This window comes from Arthrobacter sp. K4-10C, assembly GCF_059090085.1.
Genome location: NZ_JBNHFI010000012.1, coordinates 91,494 through 117,167 on the forward strand (window position 1 = coordinate 91,494; position 25,674 = coordinate 117,167).

The window sequence follows — 25,674 nt, forward strand, 5'->3', positions numbered from 1 at the left end:
GCATCGCGGCACAATATGTTGTGTTACATCACTGTGATTCAATACATTTAGTATTGCAACCCATTCTCAACGACACCGCAGAATTGGCTCAAGAATGTGCCAAAAAGGGTCAATCGTGAACCCAAGGAAAGGTATCTGCCCGAAGCGGGCGTCAGGAGCCGGAGGCTATTCGGCTTGGCGCAATGCAATTGCCTGCCCGAGTGTCAGCAATGCCAGGCTGCAACAGCGGAGTAGTTGGGCTCCCAGCCTCGGTATTCACGTGACGTCAGCTTAGCCCCGACCCGGTGCGGCCTCACAGGGAATCCTCAGGTTGGCCGGCACATAATGGACCGAAGCTCCGGTCAACCGCTATTTGACTGGAGCTTCGCCAATTTCAAGCGCCGGGGCATGGTTGAAGCCGCACCCGGACACGCGTGAATCACCACTGTACGTGCTCCTGAAGGGCCATCCGAGGGTGTGGCCAGAAGCCTTCGGGGAGCCCCTCTCAGGCGTAGCTTTACATAACGCCGGCTATCAGTGAACGATGTCGGGACTGGGGGACTGGGGGAGTGTCAGAGCGCCAGATCTTCGACTGCGTGATCAGCTCCGTCGGCGGGCCTTCATCGCGGTCGTGCTGGGCATGTCTATGGCAAGGGGCATTTGTGGCAACAAAAAAGCTGACCGGCTTCTGCCGGTCAGCTTTTTGATAACCGCTTTAGAGAGGCTGGATGTTCTCCGCCTGCGGACCCTTAGGACCCTGGGTGACGTCGAACTGAACCTTCTGGTTCTCGTCGAGGGAGCGGTAACCGCTGGATGCGATTGCCGAAAAGTGTGCGAACACGTCAGCGCTTCCGTCGTCGGGGGCGATGAAACCGAAGCCCTTTTCGGCGTTGAACCACTTGACTGTACCTGTTGCCATGCTTGTTTCCTTCACGGGTTGCGGGCCGGATCCGCTTTTCGGACTGCCGTCCCCGCCACTCACACCATGAGCCTATGTGGCAGCAGTGGGGGCGGGCAAGAGATTGGCCGAAGGCTGGACTCCCGGAGGACTGCCACGCGAGGTTGCGGCAGCCTGACTTCGAGTACCTAACCGGCGCGCAGTGTGCCCTCCGCGAGGCGACACGACGGGCCTCTCGCCCCGTTGCGATACCACCGGTGTGAGTGCGTCGTTGCCTCACCGGAGTGGCGGTCGTGGGCCTGGGGTTGCCAGCCTCCCAGCGGTTGCTCAGGTTGCGTAGTCATAATGGATCGAAGCTCCGGTCAACCGCTATTTGACCGGAGCTTCGCCAGGCTGAGCGCCAGCGTGCTTCTGAGGCGTGTAGCACCTGATTCGTCTTGACGAATTTATTGATCGGGCGGCGCGAAGCGTTGCCACGCGCTTACTAGACGCCTCGATATCGCTGGCATGCGTTCTGAGGAACAACCGCGCAACCGCGTACGTTAGAGTCTCGTCCGACAAAAGCATCAGACAGACGGTAGAAGGAAGAAGGACCTAAGTGGCAGCCCGACTATGACGAAGTCCGTTCCGACGTCAAGGAATCTCAGGACCGTTCTTTGGAGGATTTGCAGTCCGCGAACGCCCCTGATGCCCGCAGCGTAGTCACTGAGCTGGACGAGGCTGATGCCCTCGATGAAGGACTGACACCAGGCGGCGAAATCATCTCCGATGAGCTCATCGTGCAGGTGATTCCCCAGGCTGCCGACGAGTTCACCTGCTATTCCTGTTTCCTCGTCCGGCACCGGTCCCAGCTGGCACGTGAGAGCAGCGGCCATTCCTACTGCGTCGAGTGCGAAGGCTAGAAACTCCTTTGTTGCGCCCGCCAATTCCGTATTGAAGACCCCTTGCGGCCCGGCCCCGCCTTAGCTTGACATAACGTCGGCCTGGTCACGGCCTTCCTCGGAATGTCATCAAATCGGCTCACGCCCTTGTGCCGCCCCGCCTGCAGGCCTGTCGAAGGTCCTGGGTAGGAGCATTCGAGGGCCTGCACCGAAGGCTCCGTCAGGGTCTGCGGGTTCTCAGTCAGGCTGCCCGCAATGACGGCGAATGATAAGCTGAAAAGCGGTTTACTTGAAGCTTCAACTGACTAGCTTTACATAATCTTCATTATCGGCGATCCTCCAAGGCCGGCCACGTAAGACTGTCTTCGAGCGCATCGTTGTGGGGGAGCGTCACGTGACCGCCTGCGTCGTAGCACACTGACATACGAAGCAATGTTTCGGCGTGTCGCCCGTAACCTGTTTAGATGCCTCGTTTTGCGCTTGATATTGAGTCCGTGCCCCGTCCTGCCCGTTCGCAGGAGCTTCTGGACGCCGTGAACCACCGCGTCGTCATTGCCGACGGCGCGATGGGCACCATGCTGCAGGGCCGGGACCTGTCACTCGAAACAGACTTCCAGAACCTCGAAGGCTGCAACGAGATCCTCAACGACACCCGCCCGGACGTCATCGCGGACATCCACGACGCCTACTTCGCCACGGGCATCGACGCCGTGGAAACCAACACCTTCGGCGCCAACTGGTCCAACCTCTCCGACTACGGCATCGACGACCGGATCGCCGAACTCGCCCTCAAGGGCGCCAAGATCGCCCGCGAGCGAGCTGAAGCGGCAGAAGAAACAGACGGCCGCATGCGCTGGGTCCTCGGCTCAATGGGGCCGGGCACCAAGCTCCCCAGCCTCGGCCACACCAGCTACGACTACCTCAAGCAGACCTTCGCCCTCCAGGCAGAGGGCCTCATCGACGGGGGAGCGGACGCCTTCCTCATCGAAACCAGCCAGGACCTCCTGCAGACCAAGGCCGCGGTCAACGGCTGCAAGCAGGCCATCATGTCCCGCGGCATTCGGCTCCCCATCTTCGTCGAGGTGACCGTCGAGACCACCGGAACCATGCTGATGGGCTCCGAAATCGGCGCCGCACTCACCGCCCTCGAACCGCTCGGCGTCGACGCCATCGGCCTGAACTGCGCCACCGGCCCGGACGAGATGAGCGAGCACCTGCGCCACCTCTCCAAGCAGTCCTCCGTGGCCATCGCCTGCATGCCCAACGCCGGCCTGCCCATCCTCGGCGCCAACGGCGCGCACTACCCGCTCACCCCCACCGAACTCGCCACCGCGCACGAGCAGTTCGTGCGCGAATTCGGCCTGGGCCTGGTGGGCGGCTGCTGCGGTACGACGCCGGAACACATGGCCGCCGTCGTCGAACGCCTTGCGCCTTTCCGCAACGCAGCCAAAGGCGCCAACACGGTCGCCACCGGGGACGGCAAGACACAGCCCGCCCGCGTCCCCACCGAACGCGAAGCCGGCGTCGCCTCCCTCTACCAGCACGTGAATTTCGACCAGGACGCCTCCTACCTCGCCATCGGTGAGCGCACCAACGCGAACGGCTCGAAGGCGTTCCGCCAGGCGATGCTCGAAGAGCGCTGGGACGACTGCGTGGACATCGCCCGCGAGCAGATCCGCGTCGGCGCCCACCTGCTGGACGTCTGCATTGACTACGTGGGCCGCGACGGCGTCGCCGACATCAAGGAAGTCGTCTCCCGCTTCGCGTCGGCCTCCACCCTTCCGCTGGTCATCGACTCCACCGAGCCTCCCGTGCTGCAGGCCGGCCTGGAACTCATCGGCGGCCGCCCGGTGGTCAACTCCGTCAACTACGAGGACGGCGACGGCCCGGACAGCCGCTTCGCGCGCATCATGCCGCTCGTGAAGGAACACGGCACCGCCGTGATCGCCCTGACCATCGACGAACAGGGCCAGGCCCGCACCACCGAGGGCAAGGTGGCTATCGCCTCGCGCCTCGTCGACGCCCTGGTGGGCGAATGGGGGATGCGCGTCGAGGACATCATCGTGGACGCCCTGACTTTCCCGGTCGCCACCGGCCAGGAGGAGACCCGCCGGGACGGCATCGAAACCATCGAAGCCATCCGCCAGATCACCGCGAAGTACCCCGGCATCAACACCACCCTCGGCGTCTCCAACGTGTCCTTCGGTCTGAACCCGGCAGCGCGCATCGTCCTGAATTCCGTGTTCCTGCACGAGGCCGTGCAGGCTGGCCTGACCAGCGGCATCATCGACGCCGCCAAGATCGTGCCGCTCGCCTCCCTGCCGGACGAGCAGCGCAAGGTGGCCCTGGATCTCGTCTGGGACCGCCGCGAATACGACGCTGACGGCAACACCACCTACGACCCCCTGGCCATCATGCTGGACATGTTCGCCGGCGTCGACACCGCTGCACTGAAGGACCAGCGCGCGGCGGAACTCGCCGCGCTGCCTACCGGCGCACGCCTGGAGCGCCGCATCATCGACGGCGAAGGCAAGGGCCTCGAAGAGGACTTGGACCTGGCCCGCAGCGAGGGCATGACCCCGCTCGGCATCATCAACGACCACCTGCTCGAGGGCATGAAGGTGGTGGGTGAGCGCTTCGGCGCCGGCGAGATGCAGCTGCCGTTCGTGCTCCAGTCCGCCGAGGTGATGAAGAACGCCGTCGCGCTGCTCGAGCCGCACATGGAGAAGTCGGATTCCTCCGGCAAGGGCACCATGGTGATCGCCACCGTGCGCGGCGACGTGCACGATATCGGCAAGAACCTGGTGGACATCATCCTCACAAACAACGGCTACAAAGTGGTCAACATCGGCATCAAGCAGGGCATAGCCGAGATCATCGCCGCCGCGGAGGAACACGACGCCGACGTCATCGGCATGTCCGGGCTGCTCGTGAAATCCACCGTGGTGATGAAGGAAAACCTCGCCGAGCTGCAGTCCCGCGGCCTGGCCAAGAAGTGGCCGGTAATCCTGGGCGGGGCAGCCCTGACCCGCGCCTACGTGGAGCAGGACCTGGCGGAGCAGTTTGACGGAACGGTCCGCTACGCCAAGGACGCCTTCGAGGGCCTTTCCCTCATGGAACCGCTGGTTCGCGTGGCCCGCGGCGAATCGCCGGACGACGTCGGCCTGCCGCCGCTGAAGAAGCGCATCCACAAGGGCGGCGCGAAGTTCACGGTGACTGAGCCGGAGGCCATGCCCGGCCGGTCCGACGTCGCCGCCGACAACCCCGTGCCCGCGCCGCCGTTCTGGGGTACCCGCATTGTGCGCGGTGTGGCACTCCACGACTTCGCCGCGTTCCTCGACGAGCGCGCCACCTTCATGGGCCAGTGGGGCCTCAAGCCCGGCCGCGGCGAGGACGGCGCCTCCTACGAGGAACTGGTGGAACGCGAGGGCCGGCCGCGGCTGCGCTACTGGCTGGACCGCATCCTCGCCGAGGGCATGCTCGACGCGTCCGTCGCCTACGGCTACTTCCCCGTCGTTTCCGAGGGGGAACAGGTGGTGGTGCTGCACCACGGCGAAGACCGCGACGGCGTCCTCGGCACCGCGGGCCTGCTCGCCCCCGACGGCGGTTCAGGCGGCCCCATCGGCACCGACCGGCTGCGCTTCGACTTCCCGCGCCAGCGCCGCGACCGGCACCTGTGCCTGGCCGACTTCGTGAAGTCCCGTGAATCGGGGCAGATCGACGTGCTGCCCGTGCAGCTGGTCACCGCCGGCTCGAAGATCGATGAGTTCACCGCCGAAATGTTCGCCGGCAACCACTACCGCGACTACTACGAGCTCAACGGCCTGGTCATGCAGCTCACCGAGGCGCTGGCCGAGTTCTGGCACGCCCGCATCCGCAAGGAACTCGGTTTCGCCGCCGAGGAGCCCAAGGACACGGCAGGCTACTTCAAGCTGGACTACCGTGGTGCCCGGTTCTCGCTCGGCTACCCCGCGTGCCCGGACATGGAGGACCGCCGCAAGGTGACGGAGCTCTTGAAGCCGGAGCGCATGGGCGTGATCCTCAGCGACGAGCTGATGCTGCACCCCGAACAGTCCACGGACGCGTTCGTGTTCCACCACCCGGAGGCGAAGTACTTCAAGGTGTGAGGTGTGGCGGAACAATCAGCTTTAGCCTATTCGTCCCCGATTAGGTCCGCTCAGCAATCTCTTTTAGTCGCTGCAAGCCAACCTGCCACATTTTTTCAAACTCAGCCGCCTGTTCTTCATCGGTATCGCTGTCAACGACGAGCTCAGTCATGCCATCTTTTTCTGTAAACGTGTAATTTTCATACGCTGGCGCCCATTTTCGGGCTTCGTCGCTCGTTGTATCTTCGACTCCATCGTTGATGATTCCCAGGTGTTCAATGGAGACAAATTCAAGGGGTCGACATTTGGCGATCCTGCTAACCATGCCACCAGTTTCACCAGTTTCAGGATCAGGTCCAAGGAAAAGCATCTTCGAGCCCTCTTCCCAGGCGCCTTCAAAGTAGGAACCTTCGCTGAAGGCCGATGTCCACTCGCGGTACGTCTTATCGTCAAGCATCGAATGCCAAACTTTTTCCTTTGGCGCATTGATCATTATTGAGAAGTGTTGGGTCTGCATCGTCATACCTCCGGTGTTTACAGCTTGTCCTTGGACCATTCCCCCAGCAACGAATTCATATTGATGTGGGCCGACGGGGCTTCAAGAGCAACCACATCCTCCGTGTACTTCTCCTGAACGGAGGCGGGGGCGGGCGCTGTCGCGGCTTGTTCTGCGGGGGACTGCCGGTCAGGCGGATCCGGTGCGGCCGTGCAACCCCGATCGAGGACAGGAAGATTACTCCAGTGGCGACGACAGCAGAACGGATCGAGATCAGACTGGTGGAAGCTGTCCGCATTTCATGGCCCTTCGGCAGGTCGGTCCCATCTCGACTTGTAAGAGACAGCCAGCTGCACCGGCACATCCGATGTTCCTCGGAGCCTCAGCCCGCGTCAAGACCACCCGGAGGCAAAGTACTTCAAGGTGTGAGTTGGAACCGGTCCCTGGCCTGGCTGGATTCCGCCTGCGCGGCGTGTCCGCCGGCGCTTCCGCCCGCGCTGGAGACCGGCTTCACCCGCCGAAGTGCGGCAAGAATGGCCCGCCCCACCACCGCGATGCCGATCACCGTGGTGACGGCGCGCAGGGTGTCCCAGCCCGCCGTCGACGTCACCAGCGAGTAGAGCAGGAAGCTGCTCAAGTTGGTGCCCAGCGGCGCGCCGGGCACGTAGGAGATGCCGGTGCCGGTGCCCACCGCGAAGGGCCAGAACCACAGGTTGGTCAGCAGGCCGAACAGGTAGGACGCCACGATGCCGTAGGCGCACAACATCCACAGTTCGGCTCTGCCCCGCACCCGGTGGGGGAGCAGGCCGGCGCCCGCGCCTACCCATGCGCAGGCGAAGATCTGGAACGGGGTCCACGGCCCGATGCCGCCCCACAGGGCGCTTGAGAGGGCGATGGTGGCGGCGCCGAGGAGCATGCCGAAGCGGGCACCGAAAGCCCGGCCGGCCAGGATCAGCAGGATGAAGACTGCTTCAACGCCCCCGACGCCGGTGCTCGCCACCCGCACCGCAGAACCTACCGCGGCCAGGACGCCGAGCAGTGCCACCGTGTGTGCGGAGCGGACTGAGCCGTCAAGGGACACGAAGATGGCAGCGACGGCGAGCGGCGCGACGGCCAGCGCCGCGTAGGGGAGAGCGGCGGCGGCATCCTGCGGGAGGGCCGCCGCGAGCAGCGGCCAGCAGAAGGCACCGAGGGCGAGGAGGTTTGCCGCTGCGAGAACCGCGAGCTCGACCCCCCGCGGCATCCGGATGCGGCGGGCTCTTGCCGCAGCTGGAAGGTCTGCTGGTGCGTCGGTGACCCTGGGTCTTGGATCGGCACTCGCCGGCATGGGAAACAGAGGGGCCGGTTCCGGTGCATCGGCCGTCACGGTTGAGGGCGCGACGCCGTCACGCATCTGCAGGATTCGGGCGCCGAGGCCGTGGGCAAAGTCGTGGTCATGGGTGGCGATCAGGACCGCCGTGCCGGCGTCCGCTGCCGCCCGCAGCGCCGCCGAGACCGCGGTGCGCGCTGCCGGATCGAGTCCCCGCGTGGGCTCATCAATCAGGAGTACCTGGGGATCGTCCATGGTCTGCAGCGCGATGGCAAGGATCCTGCGCTCCCCTGCAGAGAGGTCCCGGGGATGCTCGTGTCCAATGGGAATCCTGACGTCTCCCCGCAGGCGGGCCAGGCGGGCCGCTGCGGAGCCAGGCTCGGGCTTTTCGCCGTTCTTTCGGCGGGCCTGCCGCCGCTCTGCTGCGCGGAGCTCTGCCGCGACGGTATCCCTGGTGAAGAGGTCGTCCGAGGCGTCCGGCACGAGGGCGACGCGGCCGCCGTCGACCGTGCCGCCGTCGGCCGTTCCTTCACCAACAGTTCCTTCACCGAGGGCAAGCGCCACCAGGAGGGACGACTTCCCGGCGCCGTTCGGCCCCACGAGGGCGACCACTTCACCGCGGTGCAGGGACAGGGACGCTTCGCGCACGAGCGGCGTGCCCTTTCGGTGCACAGCCAGCTTTGCCGCGGTCAGCACGGGCGCGTGCTCCGCTGGCTCCACCGGCGCTGGGCGGACTTCGGCAGGGTGCGCGGACGCGGACGGCGCTACACCTGGAATCAGGGCGCCGTCGTCGATGGTCCACCACGAGTCGGCAACGGGTACCAGCGCTTCCGCCCGGTGCTCCGCCACGATGACACAGACACCGGCGTCGCGGGCGAGGGCACTGAGCACCGCTATGACGCGTCCGCGGGCCGCGGTGTCCAGGTCGGCCAGGGGCTCATCCACCAGCAGCATGGCAGGCTGTTCCACCACCGCTGCGGCGATGGCTACGAGTGTTGCCTCACCCGCCGACAGGGTGCTGATATTCCGGTCCAGCAGCGCCGACACTCCGACACGTTCTGCGACTTCCAGCACCCGGGCCTTGGTGGAAGCGGATGCCACACCGCGCAGCTCAAGGGCGAGCGAGATTTCGTCGCGGACCCGGGTGGTGGCGAAGGCGGCGCGGGGATTTTGCAACACGACGCCGATGAGGGGGGCGGTATCGCGCGGCGGCGTGGTGGCACGGTCCATTCCGGCGACGCGCACGTTGCCGGAGATTTCGCCACCGTCAACATGTGAGAGGAGGCCGGCGATGCCCCGCAGGATGGTGGACTTGCCGGAACCCGTCGGCCCGGTAATCACCGATATGGACCTGCTTGGCGGTGCGAAGGCGGGGACGCGCACCCGCGCGTCACCGATGCTGAATTGTGCGTCCCGGACGAGGACCGGCGCTTCGGTACCGCGGCCTGGTTCGCGTGCTGCCCGGCTCCCGAAGCCGCGCAACTCCAGGGCCGCGGCAACCCGGGCAGCGTGCTCGAGGGTGCGCTCGAGCACGGGTACGAGGGCGCGCGCACCGAAGCGCTCGCCCCGCAACCGGAACGCCAGGCTGACGGAGGTCACGGCGTCGGAAAGCGCCGGGAGCGCCGCCCACGCCACCACAAGCATCCGGGCTACGCCCTGTGTGGGGCCCCGGCGGGCCAGGTGCACAAAGCCGCGGGCCACGTCCACCCAGGCGTTGAGCAGGCCGAAGCCGAGGAACATCGCGGCGATCGGCAGGGCGGACAGGACTGCAGCCCACAGACCTTGTCCCGTGACCGGACCGAGGAGGACCACATGCGCGTACGGGGCAGGCAGCCGCATCGCCGGCAGGTCGAGCAGAACCGGCCCGCCCATGCCCGCGCCGTTGAAAAGGACGCGGTAGATGACCCGCGCCGCAATGAACACGACGGCGAGGGCGGCGCCGGCGCGCAACGGCGCGGGTCGGAAGGTCATGCCGCGGGGGCGGCCGGTTCGCCGTCGACCGTGAAGAGCAGTTCCAGGCTCTGTCCCGGGCTCACCTGCAGGGTGGCGAGGCCTTCCTGCGCGTACTCCCACGCACCGGACGCCGGCTTTACCCAGAGGGACCAGTAGGCGAAGGCGGCGGGCATGCCCTTGCATTCTTCCCGGTACGTGCCGCCCTTGTGGGTGATGTCGAAGTCCGCGGCGGGCACACCGTTCACCCGGCATACGAGTTCCGTGGGGTACTGCGTGGTGCCCTCGGTCTTCACATCGGCTTCTTCGAGCACCTCGGACGCGGGAGTGGGCGCATCCACGGGCACGCACACGTTCTTGTCAGCGGCGGACTGCTTCACGGCGCCCGAATCGACGATGACCTTCACACCGTCGCAGGGCCCGTCTGCGGCGCTGGCTGCAGCGGTGGCGGTGGAGGAGGCCGTTGCCGTGGAAGCCGGCTCAGAGGCAACGGGCTGGGTGGCGGCCGGCGTGGAACAGGCGGCGAGGGTAAACAGGAGACCAGCGGCGGCGAGGGAGCTCGCGGCGGCGGTGCGCATCTTAGTCAAAGTCACCTGTTAAGAGTAGGGCGTTGCCTATCTGGATCCGGATGCCGTCGCTTTGTGTGACGCCAGGGTTCAAACCAGCTTCAAACCCAGGCGGCAGGCCCGCCCTTAAAGCCAAGCGGACGACGGCGGGAGGTCCCGCCGTCGTCCGCTTGGTACCCTTCCGGTGGCGTGGAACAGCGTTATAACGTGATGGCGTGATCGTCCCCAATATTTCCCAGAACGCCGTGGCGGTCGCGGATCACTACGACGAGCTCGATCCGATCTATCGCCAGGTGTGGGGTGAGCATGTCCATCACGGGCTATGGGCCACGGGCCGCGAGACGCCTACCGAGGCCGTCGAAGCGCTGGTCGACACCGTGGGCGACAGGCTGCGCCTTATGCCCGGCGAGGCGTGCGTTGATATCGGCTGCGGCTACGGCTCCACCGCAAGGCAGCTCGCGGTGACACGCAGGGTCCGCGTTACCGGCTTCACGATTTCCGCTGAGCAGGCCGACTATGCCGCCGCGCATCCCGTACCCGACGTGGACATCCATCTCCGCGACTGGCTGGTCAACGGGCTGGCCGATGCCTCGGTCAGTGCCGCATGGGCGATCGAGTCGAGCGAGCACATGATCGATAAGGCCAAGTTCTTCGCGGAGGCGCATCGCGTGCTGTCGCCCGGCGGCCGCTTGGTTGTCTGCGCTTGGCTCGCCGAGACTGGTGCCAGCGGATGGAAGGTTCGCCACCTGCTCGAGCCGATCTGCCGAGAAGGGCGCCTGCCTTCGATGGGCACGCGCGAGGAGTATGAAGCGATGGCAAGGGCGGCGGGCTTTGCGATCGATGGCTATGAGGATGTCAGTAGCCGCGTCGCGCGCACATGGACGGTTTGCGCCCGTCGACTTGTGAAGGCCTTGCTCGTCGATCGCGATACCCGTCGCCTCGCCCTTGGCGCACGCAATCGCATTTTCGTTTTGAGCTTCCCCCGCCTGATCCTGGCCTACCGTACCAGGGCGATGCGCTACGGGATTTTCACGCTGTCGAAGGCGAGGGAGGACGGGGCTCTACGCGAACCCGGCACAACAACGTAGGAGGAGCCAGCCTGACCGCCAGCACCACCCAGCCACACCATGTAGGCCGCTCCGGCGAGTGTAAGCACACGGTAGGCCAACTGGCCGCACCACTCAGCACAAACAGGAACTTCCTGAAATGTCAGACCCCCCTGCCATGCTTTGGCTATGGAAAGCGGTGTGCTTGTCGATGCGGGAGGCAGGGCCGCGGTGGCGGCTGCCATCACGTCGGTGGCCGGGCTGGTTGATGAGCTTGCCGGTGTTGTTGCCTGCCCGCCGGCCGCCTCAGACGGGTATAACCGTGTTCCCGATGCTGGTACTGATGCTGATCCGTTGCAGGCGTTTTCCGAGGCATGCCTGGAGGGGCTAGGGGTGCTGGCACGGGTTGAGGCCGCGACGGCGGCGGTGAAGGTCCGGCTGGTGGACGCCTACGCGGAGGCTGCAGCCCGGATGGAGAGCCCGCCGGCCAGCGCCTATGAGGCGTCAGCGCAGGAGACGAGCCTGGTGGCAGAAGTCGCGTGTGTGCTCACAATCGGCGAGCGAGCCGCATCCGCCCTGCTCGGAGAAGCCCATGCGCTGACCACGTCGTTGCCGGCGGCACTCGATGCGCTGCAGGCTGGCACCATTGCCTGGCAGCATGCCCGCATTATGGTCGAGGAAACCACCGGCCTCACCCCCGCAGCAGCCACTGCACTGGAGGCGCACTTCTTCGACCCGGACGCACCGAACCCGGCCCGCGGTGCGGCGCCCGGAGAGCTTGTCCCCTCCCGGTTCCGGCGGAAGGTCCGGGCATGGCGGGAACGCCACCACCCCGAGTCCCTTGAGAATCGTCACGCGAAGAGCCTGACGGACCGGCGGATGGAGTGCACCCCGGACCGGGACGGCATGGCCTGGATCTCGCTGTACCTTCCCGGGGACACTGCCTGCGCCATCTGGAACAGGACTACCGCTCTCGCCCGCGGCTTGCAAGGCCCGCATGAACCCCGCAACCTTACGCAGCTGCGCGCCGATATCGGCGCAGGCATGCTGCTGGGCAATGCGAACCAGGAGTGCGGAGAAGTGCCCTCTCCTAAAGCTGATGTGCTCGTCACCGTCCCGGTCTTCTCCCTCCTCGGCCTTACCGATGAACCCGCTGAGATCGATGGGCTGGGGCCGGTCCCGCCATCGATGGCACGCAGGCTCGTTTCCAACGGCGCCAGTTCGTTCTACCGCGTCCTCGTGGACCCCCGCGACGGGGCACCGCTCGAGATCAGCCGCACTAGCTACCGGCTTCCGGAAACGCTGAAGCGGTGGCTCAAGATGCGGGACGGCAGATGCACCTTCCCGGGCTGCAGCAACCACACCCTGGACAATGAGGCGGACCATCTCACCGCCTGGCAACACGGCGGGCCCACCGGGATAAGCAACCTCGGCCAAGCGTGCCCGAAACACCACCGTCTCAAACACGGATCGGCCTGGACGCCAACGCCAGCTACGAAGAATGAGCCACCAGGCTGGGTTTCAGCGAGCGGACGATACTATCCAGCCGAACATCCGGACCGGGAACCACCTCACTGGCCGCCGGGCTGCCTGCCAGTGGCCGTTAGCCCCCTCGAACAGGCCATCCTGGCGCGCCTAGCCGCCTGACGCCTCCGGGGGCGAACGCCTCGCCGCCTGACGCCTCGCCGCCTGACGCCCCGGCCTGGGTTTGCTGAGTCGGTGAACCGGCTCCGTGACTGCAGGCGGAGCTCCATGCCAGGCGCTGTTGGGATCGAGGGTGTAGTAGCCGGCGAATGGAGGGCATTCGCTGAAGCCGTTTGTCCGCCAGTGTTCGTTGGGGAGCTGATGGTCATCGCCGCGTGCGGGGTCGTTCCGGTTAGTGGAAATCATCGGTTCAGATCTACCGGCTGGCGACGCCAACCCGTCCACTCCGACCTGCGATTGTGGAGGTCTGGACACTAGTAGCTGCCGGACTTATCGTGCAGATATGGCGGCTGCCTGACTGGCAGGATTGCCAGTGCTGCCGGTTCGCTGTTGCGGCCGTCCGTCACGAGGAGGAAGCAGATGGAACACGTTGAAGAGACTGTTGAAGTCGCAGTCCCGGTGCGGACCGCATACAACCAGTGGACCCAGTTCGAATCCTTTCCGCAGTTTATGTCCGGTGTGGAATCTGTAACCCAGCTGACCGAGACCACCAACCACTGGGTTACCAAGGTGGGCGGTGTGCAGCGGGAATTCGATACCGAAATAGTGGACCAGGAGCCTGACGACCGGATCGCCTGGCGTAGCACCGACGGCAAGTCCCATGCCGGCATCATCAGGTTCACGCCAGTTGATGCCAACCACACGAAGGTCAGAGTCCACTTCGAATGGGCGCCGGAAACCGTCACTGAAAAGGCAGGGGCGGCATTGCAGATTGACGAGATACAGGTCAAGGCTGACATGCGTAAGTTCAAGGACTTCATCGAATCGCGCGGTACCGAAACCGGCGGCTGGCGTGGCGAAGTCAAGGACAGCGGCCCCACAGGGCAGCTCTGAAAGCGCCCAGGATCAGCTGAGGGATCAACGCCAGCAAACAGAAAGCGGACGACGGCGGGAGGTCCCGTCGTCGTCCGCGTTCCTGGAGGTGAATCACTGAAGGGCAGGCATGCCCTTCAGGCCTGTGGTGCGGGCGTAATTCCATCCTGGAGCAGCTACCAATTCACGCCGGTGCCTATCCCTTGTTTGACCGACTGGGAAGGTTCAGCATTAGAGCACCCTGACGGCGGACGTTACCGGCCGGAATGTCGGCCGGCAAAGTCAGCGTCAACCATGAACTCACGGGCGGAGGACAGCAAAGATGAGCAAGTCACGAATAGCCGAGGCCATTACATCCGCCAAGGCGTACCTGGTTGCCCACCCCGACGAAGCCCGGTACCGCGACGCTGTGGCCACCGCCGTCATGGAGGAGGGCCTCCGTGTTCGCGTAACGGGCACCGATGGTTCGTCCCTTGTCACGGACATGGTGGCAGGGGTCGGCGGTACGGCATCTGCACCTTCGCCGGGGTGGCACTTCCGCGCTGCCTATGCCTCCTGTGCAGCCACGCTGATAGTGATGCGCGCGGCGGAACAAGACGTGGAATTGTCCGGTCTGGAAGTCAACGTGGACAGCGAATCCGATGACCGGGGCATTCTCGGTATTGCGGACGAAATCCCAGCGGGTCCCTTGAGCATGAAAATCACCGTCAGGGCAGAATCGCCGCAGAATGAAGGAACGGTCCGGGAAGTTATCACATGGGGGCTGAAACATTGCCCTGTTGATGACGCAGTCCGGCGGCCCGTCCCCGTGGAGCTCGATATACGCATAACCGGAGCGCAAGAGTAGGTAGCCCGGAACAAAGTTCCCCTTCAGCCAATAGGGAAGGACCAGGCGGAAGCGGACGACGGCGGGCACCCTCCCGCCGTCGTCCGCTTGCTGTGCCTCAGGACTTAAGCGGCAGCCCCTGCCGGCACTGCGCTGCTGTCCGCCGTCGTGCCGGCGAGTTGTGGTGCCCAGCCATCCGTACCCTGCAGGTACGTCCGGACCGTGTAGTTGTCCGCCTCGCCCCCGGGCAGCTGCGGGCGGTCTGCGGTCACCTGGGCTCCGGGGCCGCGGTTGTTGTACTCGTGGAACCGCGCCTCGCGCCACGAGAAGCCGCTCATATCCGTCCACGGCGTGCCCGAAATGTGGGCGCCAAGCCAGGAGTCCCTGACCAGGACTTGGGCAACCGCGCGGGGATCGCCGCTGGGATGCCACGGCCTGCCGAGGTGCACGCTGTTTTTCGCAGCGTCGGAGACCAGCCGGCACTGGTCAAAGAGGTAGCCGTGCTTGATGGACAGGTCCAGGCTTCCAGCGGTGACGTAACCATTGTTCGTCGCCGAGCCACGGTCCAGGGACTTGATCTCGCAGCCGCTGAAAACAGCGGTGCCGCGGCCGAAGATGAAGTCAACATCCCCTTCCACGTAGCACCCATCGAAGTAGAAGCGCGCCTGCACGCCCGTGCCCGGTGAGTTCACCAGCAGCGTGTCCTGGTTGCCGAGCATCCTGACGTTGGAGAGCACTGACCGGTCGGCTGTGATGTGCAGGGCCACGGCCTGGCGGTCCTTCATCCCCATGTTGGCGGCCTCGTCAAAATCGTTGCTGATGCTCAGGTTCCGCGCCACGAAGTCCGGGCCGTCGATCCGGACCGAGGCGCTGCCTGAGGTGCCGAAGTTTCCGGTACCGTCCGGTTTGGGTGTGCCGGACGCGTTGTTGAAGACCAGCACCACGTCCTCCGGCCTGCTGCCCTGCCCGATGAAGGAGATCCGGGGCTTGTTGCCCGGCACCCGGACCGCTTCCCGGTAGGTCCCGGGCTGGATCCGGATCACGGTCCGTTGGGCACTGTTTGACGGAACCGAATCGACGGCGGACTGTACGGTTGCGAACGTCCGGCCCGGTCCGACGTCGAGCGTCACCGGAAGATCGATGGGGCGCTCGGAGGGCCAGTACATGGCCAGCAGAGGGTCGGTGCTGGCGTCGATGTTCTGGAAGTAGCCCGGCGGCACGATCTCCTTGGACTGCAGTTCGCGGGCGACCAGTCGGGCCACGGCCAGGGCGCCGGCGGCCTGGAAGTGTGTGTTGTCCTGGGAACCTTGCGGATACTGGGGGTGCTCGCCGGGAGCCAGGAAAAGGAACTGCGATTTGGTTCCTTCCGGACCCAGTTGCTGCCACAGTTCCTTCGAGGAAGCCGCCAGGTCCACCAGCGGGGTGCCGGTCGCGGCGGCAAGTTCCCGCACAGCCTGCGGATACGCCCCGTGGGAGTCCTGGGCGTTCCCAAAGGAATCGAAGCGGCGGCGTTCCACGGAAGTGACCAGGACGGGTTTACCTCCGCGTGCCCGGGCGCCGTCGATGTAGCGGCTCAGGTACTCCTTGTACGTGGAGCCTGGAAGCGTACCCCGGGCCGGGTCCGTCACTTTCTCGTCGTTGTGGCCGAAGGAGATCAGCAGGTAGTCGCCCGGCTGCATCAACGCCAGCACCCGGTCCAGCAGGCCGGCGTCGGCGAAGCTCTTGGAGGAGGCGCCGGACCAGGCGTAATCGAACACTGTAGCCTGCGGTCCCAGCAGGAGCGGCAGCGCCTGTCCCCAACCGGCACGGGGGCGTTCGGACTGCTGGTACGCCGACGACGTCGAGTCCCCGACGACGAAGATCACCGGCTTGGTGCGGGGTTTGGCAGGGTGGGGGTCCGCTTGCGGGAACGCGCTGGCTACGCCCGTTCCCGAGAGAGCCAGGGTTCCCGCGGTCAGCGCAAGGGAGGTGAGGACAGTGCGCCGGGTGGGCAGAATGGCAGCCATTAGAGTCCCCCTCCTGCCGTGAAGATTGGGCCGGTGGAGCCCTGCAGCAGTGCCGGGACGGCCTGGGCCGGGTGGACCTGCGTCCGGAGCGTGGGGGTCCAGGACGTGTCCTCGGCCAGTTGCTCGCCGGGCGCAGCAGCGGCGTTGTACACGGCTCGAAGATCCGTGACCTTGCCGTTGACGGCGTTCCCGACGGTGGTGATCACCGTTCCTTTGTAGCGCCCGATGATGTTCGCGGCGTTGATTCCGGCAGGCAGCGTGAAGGCGTTCGCCTCGGCGTGGAGGTGGGAGTCGAATCCGGCGCCCAGCGTGTAGCCATAGGGGATGGTGCTGTCCTCGTTCACCTTGAAGTGGTTGTTGTACACGTCCACCTGGCCGAAGCGGACCCGCGGGGCGCGCTGGCCGACGTTTTCGAAGACGTTGTGGTGGATGGTGACGCGCAGCTTTCCCGGGTCGCCGCGTCCGGGCGAATCGGTGGAGCCGATCAGGAGCAGCTTGTCATGGTCCGCGAAGCGGTTGAAGGACATGGTCACCAGGTCCGAGCCGTTGGTGACGTCCACCGCGCCGTCGTGTACCTGGTAGGGGCGGCCGAAGTAGAGCGGCTGGGAACTGTCCAGGTTGGGGGCGTCCGTGAATTCGGAGTGGTCGATCCAAACGTTGGTGGCCCCATTGATGACCTGGAGCATGTCGTATTCGCTGTTCCAGTTGCCCTCGGCGCCGTCGGTCGGATCCCAGGCCGGGAAGCAGTCGTGGGTATCCCGTACCGTGAGGTTGCGGAAGATCACGTTGCTGGCCCCGTTGATGCGGAGCGCTGCGCCGGTGATGGTGCTGTCCGGGGTGGCGCCGACGATGGTGGTGTTGCTGGGGATATCCAGGCGGATGTTCCTTGCCTGCTTAGTGGCGGCCGCCCGCCTGGCTGTCTCCTGCGCGCCCGCGGGGGCCTGGCTGCGGCCATAGGTGGACGGGTCATAATCCTGTAGGTATTGCGCCAGGCTGTAGCCGGTGCCTTCGGCATAGTTTTCGCACGTCAACGAAGAACCGTCCGCTGCTGTGTTCGCGTCGATGGTTCCGTGGACGCGGACAATCTTGGGCTGGGTGCCTGCTGCTGCAAAGGCGGCCTGCAGTTCTCCCTTGGTGGAGATGTCATAGACGTGGGCGTCCGCTGCCGCTGAACCTCCGGTGGTCCCCGCTCCGGCCGATGCCCAGCCGTTCCCCTCCGCAAGAACCTGGCGTTCCAGCGGGATCTGGGCCGTCTGGGCGGAGGGGTCGGCCACCGGGTTGGGAGCTGCGCCTGCCGGAGCCGACACCATCAGCGCTCCTGCCACTGCCATGGCTGCGGACATGGATAAGGTGCTGCGTTTTCGCATGTTCTCTCTTCCGTCATTGGAACGAACCGTGCCCCGGCCGGCGGCTGCTATGACGCCGGTCACGTCCGGGCACTGAGAAGGACATTACCGAGAAAACGGTTTCTCAGCAATGGTACGTTTCGGTTCTGCCGATCCAGCCTCAGAAACTGTGGGCGGTCACAACCGGGGGACGCACTTGCCCCGTCCCAGCAAGGCCAGTCCTGCACGGTCGCCTGTACCGAAGTCCAGTTGTCCGGAGTTCTCCCCGTACATCAACTGGGTGGGGTCGCTGACGTGGCCCAGCCCCACCACGTGGCCCAACTCGTGCATGATGACGGCCCTCACCAAACCAGGGCCATCGGGATATGCCAGGGTTTCCGCCAGGCCCGGGGCATCAAGGTGCACCTGGCCGGTGACGTAGACGTAGGGTTCACCCTGGACCTGGATTGAGGTGCTGCCGCCCGTCCCTGCAATTTTCCCCGCCAGCTCGGGTGCTTCTTCCGGTGTGGCCCACGCAATCAGGATCGGAGCCCATTTCTTGCCGTAACGGTCAGGCTGGTACGCCTCCCGCTTATTGGACGGTGCTTCATCCGTGGGACCGTCGTACACGAACTGCAGCCCGGTGGCAGCGGACACCGCGGCCACGGACTCCCGGATGAGCTGGTCCGTTCCCGGCGGCGCATAGTCTTGCCGGACCACGTAATGGACAGGGCGGCAAGGGTCGTAGGCGACGAACGGCTGGCCAGGGTCCGGCGACTCCTGCAGGACGTAAGCGGTGGATCCCGTGGTGGCAGGAGGGACGCCGAGAGGAGACGACGCGGCTTCGTGCCCCGGGGGAGGGACCTCGGAACCGGGCAGATGAGGCAGCGCCGCCGACAAGGCAAACCGGTTGAACAGTGTGGGAGTGAAGGAGAGGCCGACGACGAGCGCCAGGCTCAGGACGACCACTGACCTCGAGCTCCACTTGCGGGTGCGCGCGGTCTCGATCCCGCGGTAGCCGCGCCGTTTCCCGGCACGAGGCACGGGAGCCGCGCGCCAGGGCTCGGGCGTTTCAAGCTTGCCGAGGGCCTCGTCGATGGCCCACTGTGGGATACGCCCGCTGGGCGAACGCCGAACTCCCGGGATATCCCGCGGCTCGCCGTCCCCTCCCGACGAGCCGTTCCTGCCAAAACCTGCTTCCACCGCAGTCCCCTTGTTCCCCCAACCCATCTCCGTTGATGGTCCGCTCAGCATAGTGGCAGTTCGTCGCCGGGTGGAGCCCTTCGCTTAGAGGCGGAGCTCCATGAAAACGCTGTTCGGGTCCAGGGTGTAGTCCGCGAAAGGCGGGCACTCGGTGAAGCCGTTACGGGCATAGAGGCGCCGCGCCGCAGCGAAGTAGTCCTCGGTTCCGGTCTCAAGATATAGGCGCTGGAGGTTTCGGCCCCGGGCGTCGTCGAGAATATGCCTGAGCATTTGGGTGGCTACGCCCCGTCCCCGTGCCCTGGCTGTGGTGCGCATGGACTTGAGCTCGCCGCACCGGGCGGAGCCGGGCGGTGAAACCAGGAGCTTGAGTGCGCCGCATCCCAGCAGGTGGCCGTCCTCGCGGGCCGTCCAGAACGTGATGGACGGTGCGGACAGCGCGGAGTGGTCCAGCGCGTGAACGCTGTCGGCCGGCGATGTGGCGAACATGTCCGCAAGGTGCTCGCCCAGGAGTTGGTGGACATCCGCGCGTGACGGGTCGTCCCGGTCAATGTGAATCATCGCCTCAAATCTACCGGCTGGAAGCGTGCGCGCGTCACAACAAGGCCAGTAGGCCTTGCCGGTAAGGCCTACTGCCAAAGGAGTCAGTTGCTTTTTTGCTTTTTCGGTGACATTGGCAAAAGCCGCAAAAAATCCGCTGGCGTCAGGATATAGAAAAGGCGGACAACTAAATCGGCCAGTCATGATCCCCGTTCTGGCGCGGAGAAGCGGCGCGAGAAGCATGCGCCGGCAGGACTGGCATAAAAAATAAAAGTAGGTATGGTATCGGGTAACGCAAGGCATGGAAAGGCGTGATTCGGATGTCCGGAAAATCCCCCAAAAGCACCAGCGCAAAAAAGGTTGGCAAGACAATTCTCGAAAAGCGGGCCGATAAAAAGGCAAAAAACGAAAACAGCGAACTGCATTTTGTGAAGCCACGCAAAAACCAGCGCTGATCAAGCCCGCGGGCGGCCGGTGACGGGACTCCTAGCCCGGCCGGCCGCCCGCGCCATCACACTGGCGTAACCCCATCTTCAGCCGCAAGGACACAACTGATGAACGCAACCCTCAACGCCCTGGTAGTCCCGGCCCGCCTCGCCTATCCCGTGCACATCCGCCGCGTGGACATCGACGCGGCGGCGCAGCAGCGCGTGGCTGCCGGGGCCATCGGGTCCATAAAAGGCACCGACTGGCTCGCCTACCTGGACAGTAACGGCAGCGGAGAAGGCCCCAACGTCCGGGCGGAGGTGCTCATCCGCGAGGCAGGCATCACTGTGGACGGAACCATCCACGGCACGGCCATTTTCCTTGGCCACGCGCCCGCCGGTGGGGAGACAGACCCTCCCCGCCACCTCATCAGGCTCGCCGAACAACTCTTCGACATGCCTCTGGCCGCCTAGCAGCAACTGGGGGCGGTGTTACCCCGCGCTCTTGTCGATCACGCAGAACCGGTTCCCGTCCGGATCCTCAAGGACAATGAAGTCCGGGTCCTCCGGGTACAGGTCCCAGTCCACGCGCCGGGCCCCGAGCGAGACCAGCCGTTCCACCTCCGCAGCCTGATGGTCGGCGTACAGGTCCAGGTGGACGCGAGGGTACTCCTGGACTGGCGTCTCGCTGAGCATGAGCGAGAGTTGCGTTCCCGCGCCCGACGCCGGCACGAGGGTTACCCAGCTGTCGTCACCAGGTTCCCGGGGGACGTAGCCGAGGGCGGCATGCCAGAAGTCGGTGGCGCGGGCGACGTCGTTGACGCCGAGGACGATGGTGCCGATGGTCAACATCCGCCCAGCCTAAACCCGGCGCTGCCGCATGTCTCTGCTTGCAGCAGGTGATGCGCTCATGCGGCTGCCGGCGGGGTTTCACGCAGCCCCCAAGCGAGCGATGCATGCGCCCGCCACCTCGCCATTGTGGGAGCCGCCGGGCGGGCGCACCATGGTGGTATGGACGCTCAAACACCGAAAACTGTGGAGCTGAACCTTCCCCAGGCCTTCCTCCTGCTGGCCACGAATGACAAAGACGGCAAACTCGAACTGCCGGTGTTCGCGCTGCGGACCACACTGGCCGGGGCGATACTGGCCGAACTGGACATGATCGGCGCCATCCGGTTGCAAGGAAAGTACGTCAAGGCCACCGGCGCCACCCCCACCACCGACTTCCAGCACGAACTGGACCTCATCCGCCATAAGTCACGCCCGCACACGCCCAAGGGGTGGGTGTCCATGCTGGAGGGCCGCGCCGAAGTGCAGCGCGTGTACGAAGGAATGGTGTCTTTGGGCATCGTGGAGCATGTCGGCCAAAGGCACCTTGGTGTCTTTCAGACGGTGCGGTACCCGGAGAAGGACCATGCTCCGGAGGCTGCCCTGCTGAAAAAGCTTGAGGCGGCCCTGGGCAACGAGTCGGTGCCTCCCCAGGTGCCGGAACCCTCGGGGACAGCTGAAGGGGCCTCCGGCGCCGGGACAGATCGTGGGAAGCCCGCCGCCAAGGCGCCCGAAGCCAGGACCCTGGCGCTGATCGCGCTGCTTGAGGCGGCCGGACTGCTGGCCAAGCTCTTCCCGGAAGCGGACCGGGTATGGGCGGATGAGCTGGCCAAGGACTACTGGCCCGCCCGTGCGGTGGAGGACGAACTGCGCATGATCAGGCTGGCGGAGGAAGAAGCGGCAACCCTGTGACGCCGCAATCCTGTGTGCCACCAGAAGCCTAAGCCGTACGCAAGAAGCAACACTGTTGCCGCTCCAGCAACTAGTCCCCCGCCCCCGCTGCCGAAGGTACTCGACCTTCAGTCCGCGCTATGTACTGCAATGCCGCGCGAAGTATTCCACCCCAGCCTATTGACTGTGCTGCGGATCACGCCTACCTTGAAACAACAGTGTTGCAAACAATGCAACTCCGAATTTCATTGGTGGACACATGAGCAACGAATCGAACTCACCCGGGCCAGGAGTCATTGCCGATGGCGCCAACGGTCCTGCCTCGGGTGCAGCTGCCGTACGTGCCTCTGGCCGCGGCATGACTGATACAACTGGGGGCGTCAATGTCGACGCACCAAGCAAGGACGTCCGACGCCGGGTGGTTGCGGCCAGCTTTATCGGAAACTTCGTCGAGTGGTTTGACTACGCCGTCTACGGCTACCTGGCCGTCACCATCGCGACCGTCTTTTTCCCCGAATCGGACCCCCAGACCGGCCTCCTGCTGACATTCGCCCTTTTCGCGATTTCGTTCCTGGTCCGCCCACTGGGCGGATTTGTGTGGGGCCACATCGGCGACAAGGTGGGCCGGCGGACAGCCCTCTCCCTTTCCATCCTGATCATGTCCGGAGCAACGTTCTGCATAGCGCTGATTCCGGGCTACGACACGATCGGTATCTGGGCGCCCATCCTGCTCCTGATGATCAGGGTTGTCCAAGGCTTTTCCGCATCCGGTGAATACGCCGGAGCGTCGGCCTTCCTGGTGGAATACGCCCCTGCCAACAGGCGTGGCCTGTACGCCGCCGTTGTTCCGGCCAGCACCGCCGCCGGCCTGCTCCTCGGTTCCCTGATCGCCGGCCTGCTGACAACCCTGCTGTCCGCCGAAGCGATGCACAGCTGGGGCTGGCGGCTGCCGTTCCTGCTGGCAGCCCCGATGGGCCTCATCGGACGGTATATCCGGACCAAGCTAGAAGACACCCCTGTGTTCCGCGAACTGGCCGCCGAGGACCATGCGGACAAGGCACCCGTATCCAGCCTGTTCCGGAACCACTGGCGGCAACTGCTGCAGGCCGTCGGGGCCGTGCTGCTCAACGCCGTCGGCTTCTACGTGATCCTCAGCTACATGCCCACGTACTTGTCCTCGGAACTGGGCCTGGGCGAAACCGAATCATTCCTGGCCACAACCATCGCGCTGATCACCTACATCGGCTTCATCTTCCTCACGGGCATGCTCTCGGACCGGTACGGGCGCAAGAAGGTGCTCATCAGCGCCTCGGTCGCCTTCATCGTCCTGACCGTCCCCGCCTTCGCGCTGCTGGGAACGGGGAATTTCCTGGTCATCGTCCTGGTCCAGATCCTCCTGGGCGCCATGCTCACCCTGAACGACGGCACCCTGCCCAGCTTCCTGGCGGAAATGTTCCCAACCCGTGTCCGCTACAGCGGCTTCGCCGTGAGCTTCAACTTGTCCAACGCCCTCTTCGGCGGCACCGCCCCGTTCATGGCAACGCTCCTCATCGCGGCCACCGCCAGCGACCTGGCCCCGGCCTGGTACCTCGTCGCTGCCGCCGTCGTGTCCCTGGTCGCCGTGGCCCTCTCCAGGGAAACCTGCAAAGAGCCCCTGCGTCACGAATAGCTTTCCTCCCGAACCAACACGCACCGCAAGAAGCGCATTATAGAAAGGCAACACCCCATGACCACCACCGTCGAAAACGCCTCCTCCGTCGCCGAACTCGAGCGCACCAAAGTCCTGCACAACGGGAAAAAGGAGAAGCTGACCTTCTCAGATGCGGAGTTCGAGCGCCGCCTCGCGGGCCTCCGCCGGATCATGGCCGAAAAGGAACTGGACGCCGTCGTCCTCACCAGCTACCACTCCATCAAGTACTACTCCGACTTCCTGTTCACCTACTTCGGCCGCTCCTACGCCATGGTGGTCACGAAGGACGACACCGTCACCATCACCGCCAACATCGACGCCGGCATGCCCTGGCGCCGCAGCTTCGGCGACAACCTGGTCTACACCGACTGGCGCCGGGACAACTTCATCTTCGCCATCCAGGAATCCCTGCGCACCCGCGGCATCAGCGTCCGCCGGCTCGGCGTCGAAGACGACTCCCTGCCGCTGGACAACCGCAACAAGATCCAGGCTGCCTTCGAATCCGCCACCCTGGTGGATGTGGCCCAGGCCGCCATGCGCCAGCGCATGATCAAATCCGCCGAGGAAATCGACGTCATCAAGCACGGCGCGCGCATCGGCGACCTGGGCGGCGAAGCCATCCGCAACGCCATCACCGCCGGCATCACGGAGTACGAGGTGGCGCTGATCGGCACCGAGGCCATGGTCCACGAGATCGCCAGGACCTTCCCGGACTCCGAAATCCGCGACACCTGGGTCTGGTTCCAGTCCGGCATCAACACGGACGGCGCACACAACTGGGCCACCACCCGCAAAATCCAGGATCACGACATCCTGTCCCTGAACTGCTTCCCCATGACCTCCGGCTACTACACCGCCCTGGAGCGCACCCTGTTCTACGGCGAACCGGACGCCCGCTCCCTGGAACTGTGGAACATCAACGTCGAGGTGCACAAGCGCGGCCTGGAACTCATCAAGCCCGGCGCCGTCTGCAAGGACATCGCAGCCGAGCTCAACGAGATCTACGTCAGCCACGGCCTCCTGGCGAACCGCACGTTCGGCTACGGCCACTCCTTCGGCGTCCTGAGCCACTACTACGGCCGCGAAGCCGGACTCGAGCTCCGCGAGGACATCGAGACCGTCCTCGAGCCCGGCATGGTGGTGTCCATGGAACCGATGATCACGGTCCTGGACGGCCAGCCCGGCGCCGGCGGCTACCGCGAGCACGACATCCTGGTGGTGGGTGAGGACGGTGCCGAGAACATCACCAAGTTCCCGTTCGGCCCCGAGTACAACATCATCGGCGCGTAGGCGCCACAACCCGAAGCGGCGCCGCGGCCAACGCGGCGCCGCTTTCGGCGTCTCCGCCGAAGATAAGGAAAGATGATGGCTACCATGACTCCAGCAGCAGCCAAAGAAACCAACGGAAACGGCACCAACGGCGCCGCGGACGCCAAAGGCGCCTCCGTCGTCGTCAACGCCATCGCAGTGCTGCGCACCTTCACCGCCGACGAACCGCTGTTGGGCGTCACGGAAATCGCCAACCGGGTAGGCATGCATAAGAGCTCCGTTTCCCGGATCCTCGCCACCTTCGAGCAGGAAAACCTGGTGGAACGGGACCCGGAAACCCGCCGCTTCCGCCTGGGCCTGGGGCTGATCGCCGTCGCCGGCCCGCTGCTGGCCGAAATGGAGGAACGCCGCGTGGCCTATCCGGTGCTCCGCCGGCTCAGCGAGCAGACCGGCGAAACGAGCGCCCTCATGCTGTGGAACGGCGACGAAGCCATCTGCGTGGAACAGATCGCCAGCCACCACCAGATCAAGCACACCACACCGCTCGGTGCGCGCTATCGGGACGCGATGAGCGCCTCGGTGCAGGTTTTCCTCTCCACACTGCCCGCCGAACGCGTCCGCGAACTGATCCGCAGCGGAACCATCGCCTACCCCGGAGTGGACGACGCCGGCCTCGCGGCGTATGAGGCCCGGCTGCAGGATGTTGCGGGCCGGGGATGGGCAGAGAACTACGGCGAGTCATCCATGGATGAAGTGGGCGTGGCTGCCCCCGTCCTGGACCACCGCGGCGACGTCGTGGCCGTCGTGCTGATTCCTGCGCCCCGGTTCCGCGTCTCGCGCGAGCGGTTGGAGAGCCTGGCCGAGGCATGCGTCGCGGCAGCAGCGCAGGTGACCACCCGGCTCGGCGGCCGCGCCGCCAACTAGGG

At 65.2% G+C, this 25,674-nt stretch carries 20 protein-coding genes and 1 pseudogene; 12 read left to right on the forward strand and 9 right to left on the reverse strand.

Annotated elements, in window-relative coordinates; translation table 11 throughout:
* Positions 1-694: 694 nt before the first annotated feature.
* Positions 695-898, reverse strand: coding sequence for a transcription antiterminator/RNA stability regulator CspE (gene cspE / locus AC5RUU_RS16950; RefSeq protein ID WP_104046164.1), 204 nt, complete (start codon positions 896-898; stop codon positions 695-697).
* A gap of 587 nt (positions 899-1,485) precedes the next feature.
* Here cspE and AC5RUU_RS16955 point away from each other — a divergent pair.
* Positions 1,486-1,779, forward strand: a pseudogene (locus AC5RUU_RS16955) (DUF4193 family protein); the annotation flags it as partial.
* Between the two features lie 443 nt (positions 1,780-2,222).
* Positions 2,223-5,885 carry a methionine synthase gene (gene metH, locus AC5RUU_RS16960; RefSeq protein ID WP_493976374.1) on the forward strand — a complete coding sequence of 1,221 codons (3,663 nt, stop codon included), beginning with the start codon at positions 2,223-2,225 and terminating at the stop codon, positions 5,883-5,885.
* 40 nt (positions 5,886-5,925) lie between these two features.
* Here the strand turns inward: metH and AC5RUU_RS16965 are convergent, their stop codons facing one another.
* The 3 genes from AC5RUU_RS16965 to AC5RUU_RS16975 form a co-directional block, all read right to left on the reverse strand.
* Positions 5,926-6,387, reverse strand: a complete 462-nt coding sequence (locus tag AC5RUU_RS16965; RefSeq protein WP_493976375.1) for an SRPBCC domain-containing protein — start codon at positions 6,385-6,387, stop codon at positions 5,926-5,928.
* Positions 6,388-6,778: 391 nt separating this feature from the next.
* A complete protein-coding gene (locus AC5RUU_RS16970; protein WP_493976376.1) occupies positions 6,779-9,640 on the reverse strand; it encodes an ATP-binding cassette domain-containing protein in 2,862 nt (953 codons plus the stop codon).
* Complete coding sequence (locus tag AC5RUU_RS16975) at positions 9,637-10,212, reverse strand: hypothetical protein (RefSeq protein ID WP_493976377.1); 576 nt, start codon at positions 10,210-10,212, stop codon at positions 9,637-9,639. Before AC5RUU_RS16975 ends, AC5RUU_RS16970 begins: the two co-directional genes overlap by 4 nt.
* 188 nt (positions 10,213-10,400) lie before the next feature.
* Between AC5RUU_RS16975 and AC5RUU_RS16980 the strand changes: the two genes are divergently transcribed.
* The 4 genes from AC5RUU_RS16980 to AC5RUU_RS16995 all read left to right on the forward strand — a co-directional run bounded on the left by AC5RUU_RS16980 (position 10,401) and on the right by AC5RUU_RS16995 (position 14,595).
* Positions 10,401-11,273, forward strand: a complete 873-nt coding sequence (locus AC5RUU_RS16980) for an SAM-dependent methyltransferase (protein WP_493976378.1) — start codon at positions 10,401-10,403, stop codon at positions 11,271-11,273.
* A 147-nt stretch (positions 11,274-11,420) separates the two neighbouring features.
* Complete coding sequence (locus tag AC5RUU_RS16985; RefSeq protein ID WP_493976379.1) at positions 11,421-12,878, forward strand: HNH endonuclease signature motif containing protein; 1,458 nt, start codon at positions 11,421-11,423, stop codon at positions 12,876-12,878.
* A gap of 417 nt (positions 12,879-13,295) precedes the next feature.
* Entirely contained in the window at positions 13,296-13,769 is a 474-nt protein-coding gene (locus AC5RUU_RS16990; protein WP_493976380.1) for an SRPBCC family protein, read from the forward strand.
* Positions 13,770-14,070: 301 nt separating this feature from the next.
* A complete protein-coding gene (locus tag AC5RUU_RS16995; RefSeq protein WP_493976381.1) occupies positions 14,071-14,595 on the forward strand; it encodes an OsmC family protein in 525 nt (174 codons plus the stop codon).
* A gap of 104 nt (positions 14,596-14,699) precedes the next feature.
* On the opposite strand, the gene AC5RUU_RS17000 is transcribed toward AC5RUU_RS16995, so the two are convergent.
* The 4 genes from AC5RUU_RS17000 to AC5RUU_RS17015 all read right to left on the reverse strand — a co-directional run bounded on the left by AC5RUU_RS17000 (position 14,700) and on the right by AC5RUU_RS17015 (position 19,666).
* The gene (locus tag AC5RUU_RS17000; RefSeq protein ID WP_493976382.1) at positions 14,700-16,580 is read right to left on the reverse strand and encodes a pectinesterase family protein; all 1,881 of its coding nucleotides are present in this window, start codon (positions 16,578-16,580) and stop codon (positions 14,700-14,702) included.
* Positions 16,580-17,947: a pectate lyase family protein gene (locus AC5RUU_RS17005; protein WP_493976383.1), complete on the reverse strand. Its 1,368-nt coding sequence runs from the start codon at positions 17,945-17,947 to the stop codon at positions 16,580-16,582. Before AC5RUU_RS17005 ends, AC5RUU_RS17000 begins: the two co-directional genes overlap by 1 nt.
* A 156-nt stretch (positions 17,948-18,103) precedes the next feature.
* The gene (locus AC5RUU_RS17010; RefSeq protein WP_493976384.1) at positions 18,104-19,108 is read right to left on the reverse strand and encodes a matrixin family metalloprotease; all 1,005 of its coding nucleotides are present in this window, start codon (positions 19,106-19,108) and stop codon (positions 18,104-18,106) included.
* 84 nt (positions 19,109-19,192) lie between these two features.
* Positions 19,193-19,666, reverse strand: a complete 474-nt coding sequence (locus tag AC5RUU_RS17015) for a GNAT family N-acetyltransferase (RefSeq protein WP_493976385.1) — start codon at positions 19,664-19,666, stop codon at positions 19,193-19,195.
* 299 nt (positions 19,667-19,965) lie between these two features.
* On the opposite strand from AC5RUU_RS17015, the gene AC5RUU_RS17020 reads away from it, so the two are divergent.
* Positions 19,966-20,100 carry a hypothetical protein gene (locus tag AC5RUU_RS17020; protein WP_493976386.1) on the forward strand — a complete coding sequence of 45 codons (135 nt, stop codon included), beginning with the start codon at positions 19,966-19,968 and terminating at the stop codon, positions 20,098-20,100.
* A 99-nt stretch (positions 20,101-20,199) separates the two neighbouring features.
* On the forward strand, positions 20,200-20,544 hold the full coding sequence (locus AC5RUU_RS17025) for a DUF3846 domain-containing protein (protein WP_493976387.1): 345 nt from the start codon (positions 20,200-20,202) through the stop codon (positions 20,542-20,544).
* An 18-nt stretch (positions 20,545-20,562) separates the two neighbouring features.
* Here the strand turns inward: AC5RUU_RS17025 and AC5RUU_RS17030 are convergent, their stop codons facing one another.
* Positions 20,563-20,922, reverse strand: a complete 360-nt coding sequence (locus AC5RUU_RS17030; protein ID WP_493976388.1) for a VOC family protein — start codon at positions 20,920-20,922, stop codon at positions 20,563-20,565.
* A 159-nt stretch (positions 20,923-21,081) separates the two neighbouring features.
* Between AC5RUU_RS17030 and AC5RUU_RS17035 the strand changes: the two genes are divergently transcribed.
* The 4 genes from AC5RUU_RS17035 (at position 21,082) to AC5RUU_RS17050 (ending at position 25,672) form a co-directional block, all read left to right on the forward strand.
* On the forward strand, positions 21,082-21,810 hold the full coding sequence (locus AC5RUU_RS17035; RefSeq protein WP_493976389.1) for a GOLPH3/VPS74 family protein: 729 nt from the start codon (positions 21,082-21,084) through the stop codon (positions 21,808-21,810).
* Between the two features lie 238 nt (positions 21,811-22,048).
* Entirely contained in the window at positions 22,049-23,458 is a 1,410-nt protein-coding gene (locus tag AC5RUU_RS17040) for an MFS transporter (protein ID WP_493976390.1), read from the forward strand.
* Positions 23,459-23,515: 57 nt separating this feature from the next.
* Positions 23,516-24,769 (forward strand): aminopeptidase P family protein, encoded by a 1,254-nt coding sequence (locus AC5RUU_RS17045; protein WP_493976391.1) that lies wholly within the window; start codon positions 23,516-23,518, stop codon positions 24,767-24,769.
* An 84-nt stretch (positions 24,770-24,853) separates the two neighbouring features.
* Complete coding sequence (locus AC5RUU_RS17050; protein ID WP_493976392.1) at positions 24,854-25,672, forward strand: IclR family transcriptional regulator; 819 nt, start codon at positions 24,854-24,856, stop codon at positions 25,670-25,672.
* Positions 25,673-25,674: the final 2 nt, after the last annotated feature.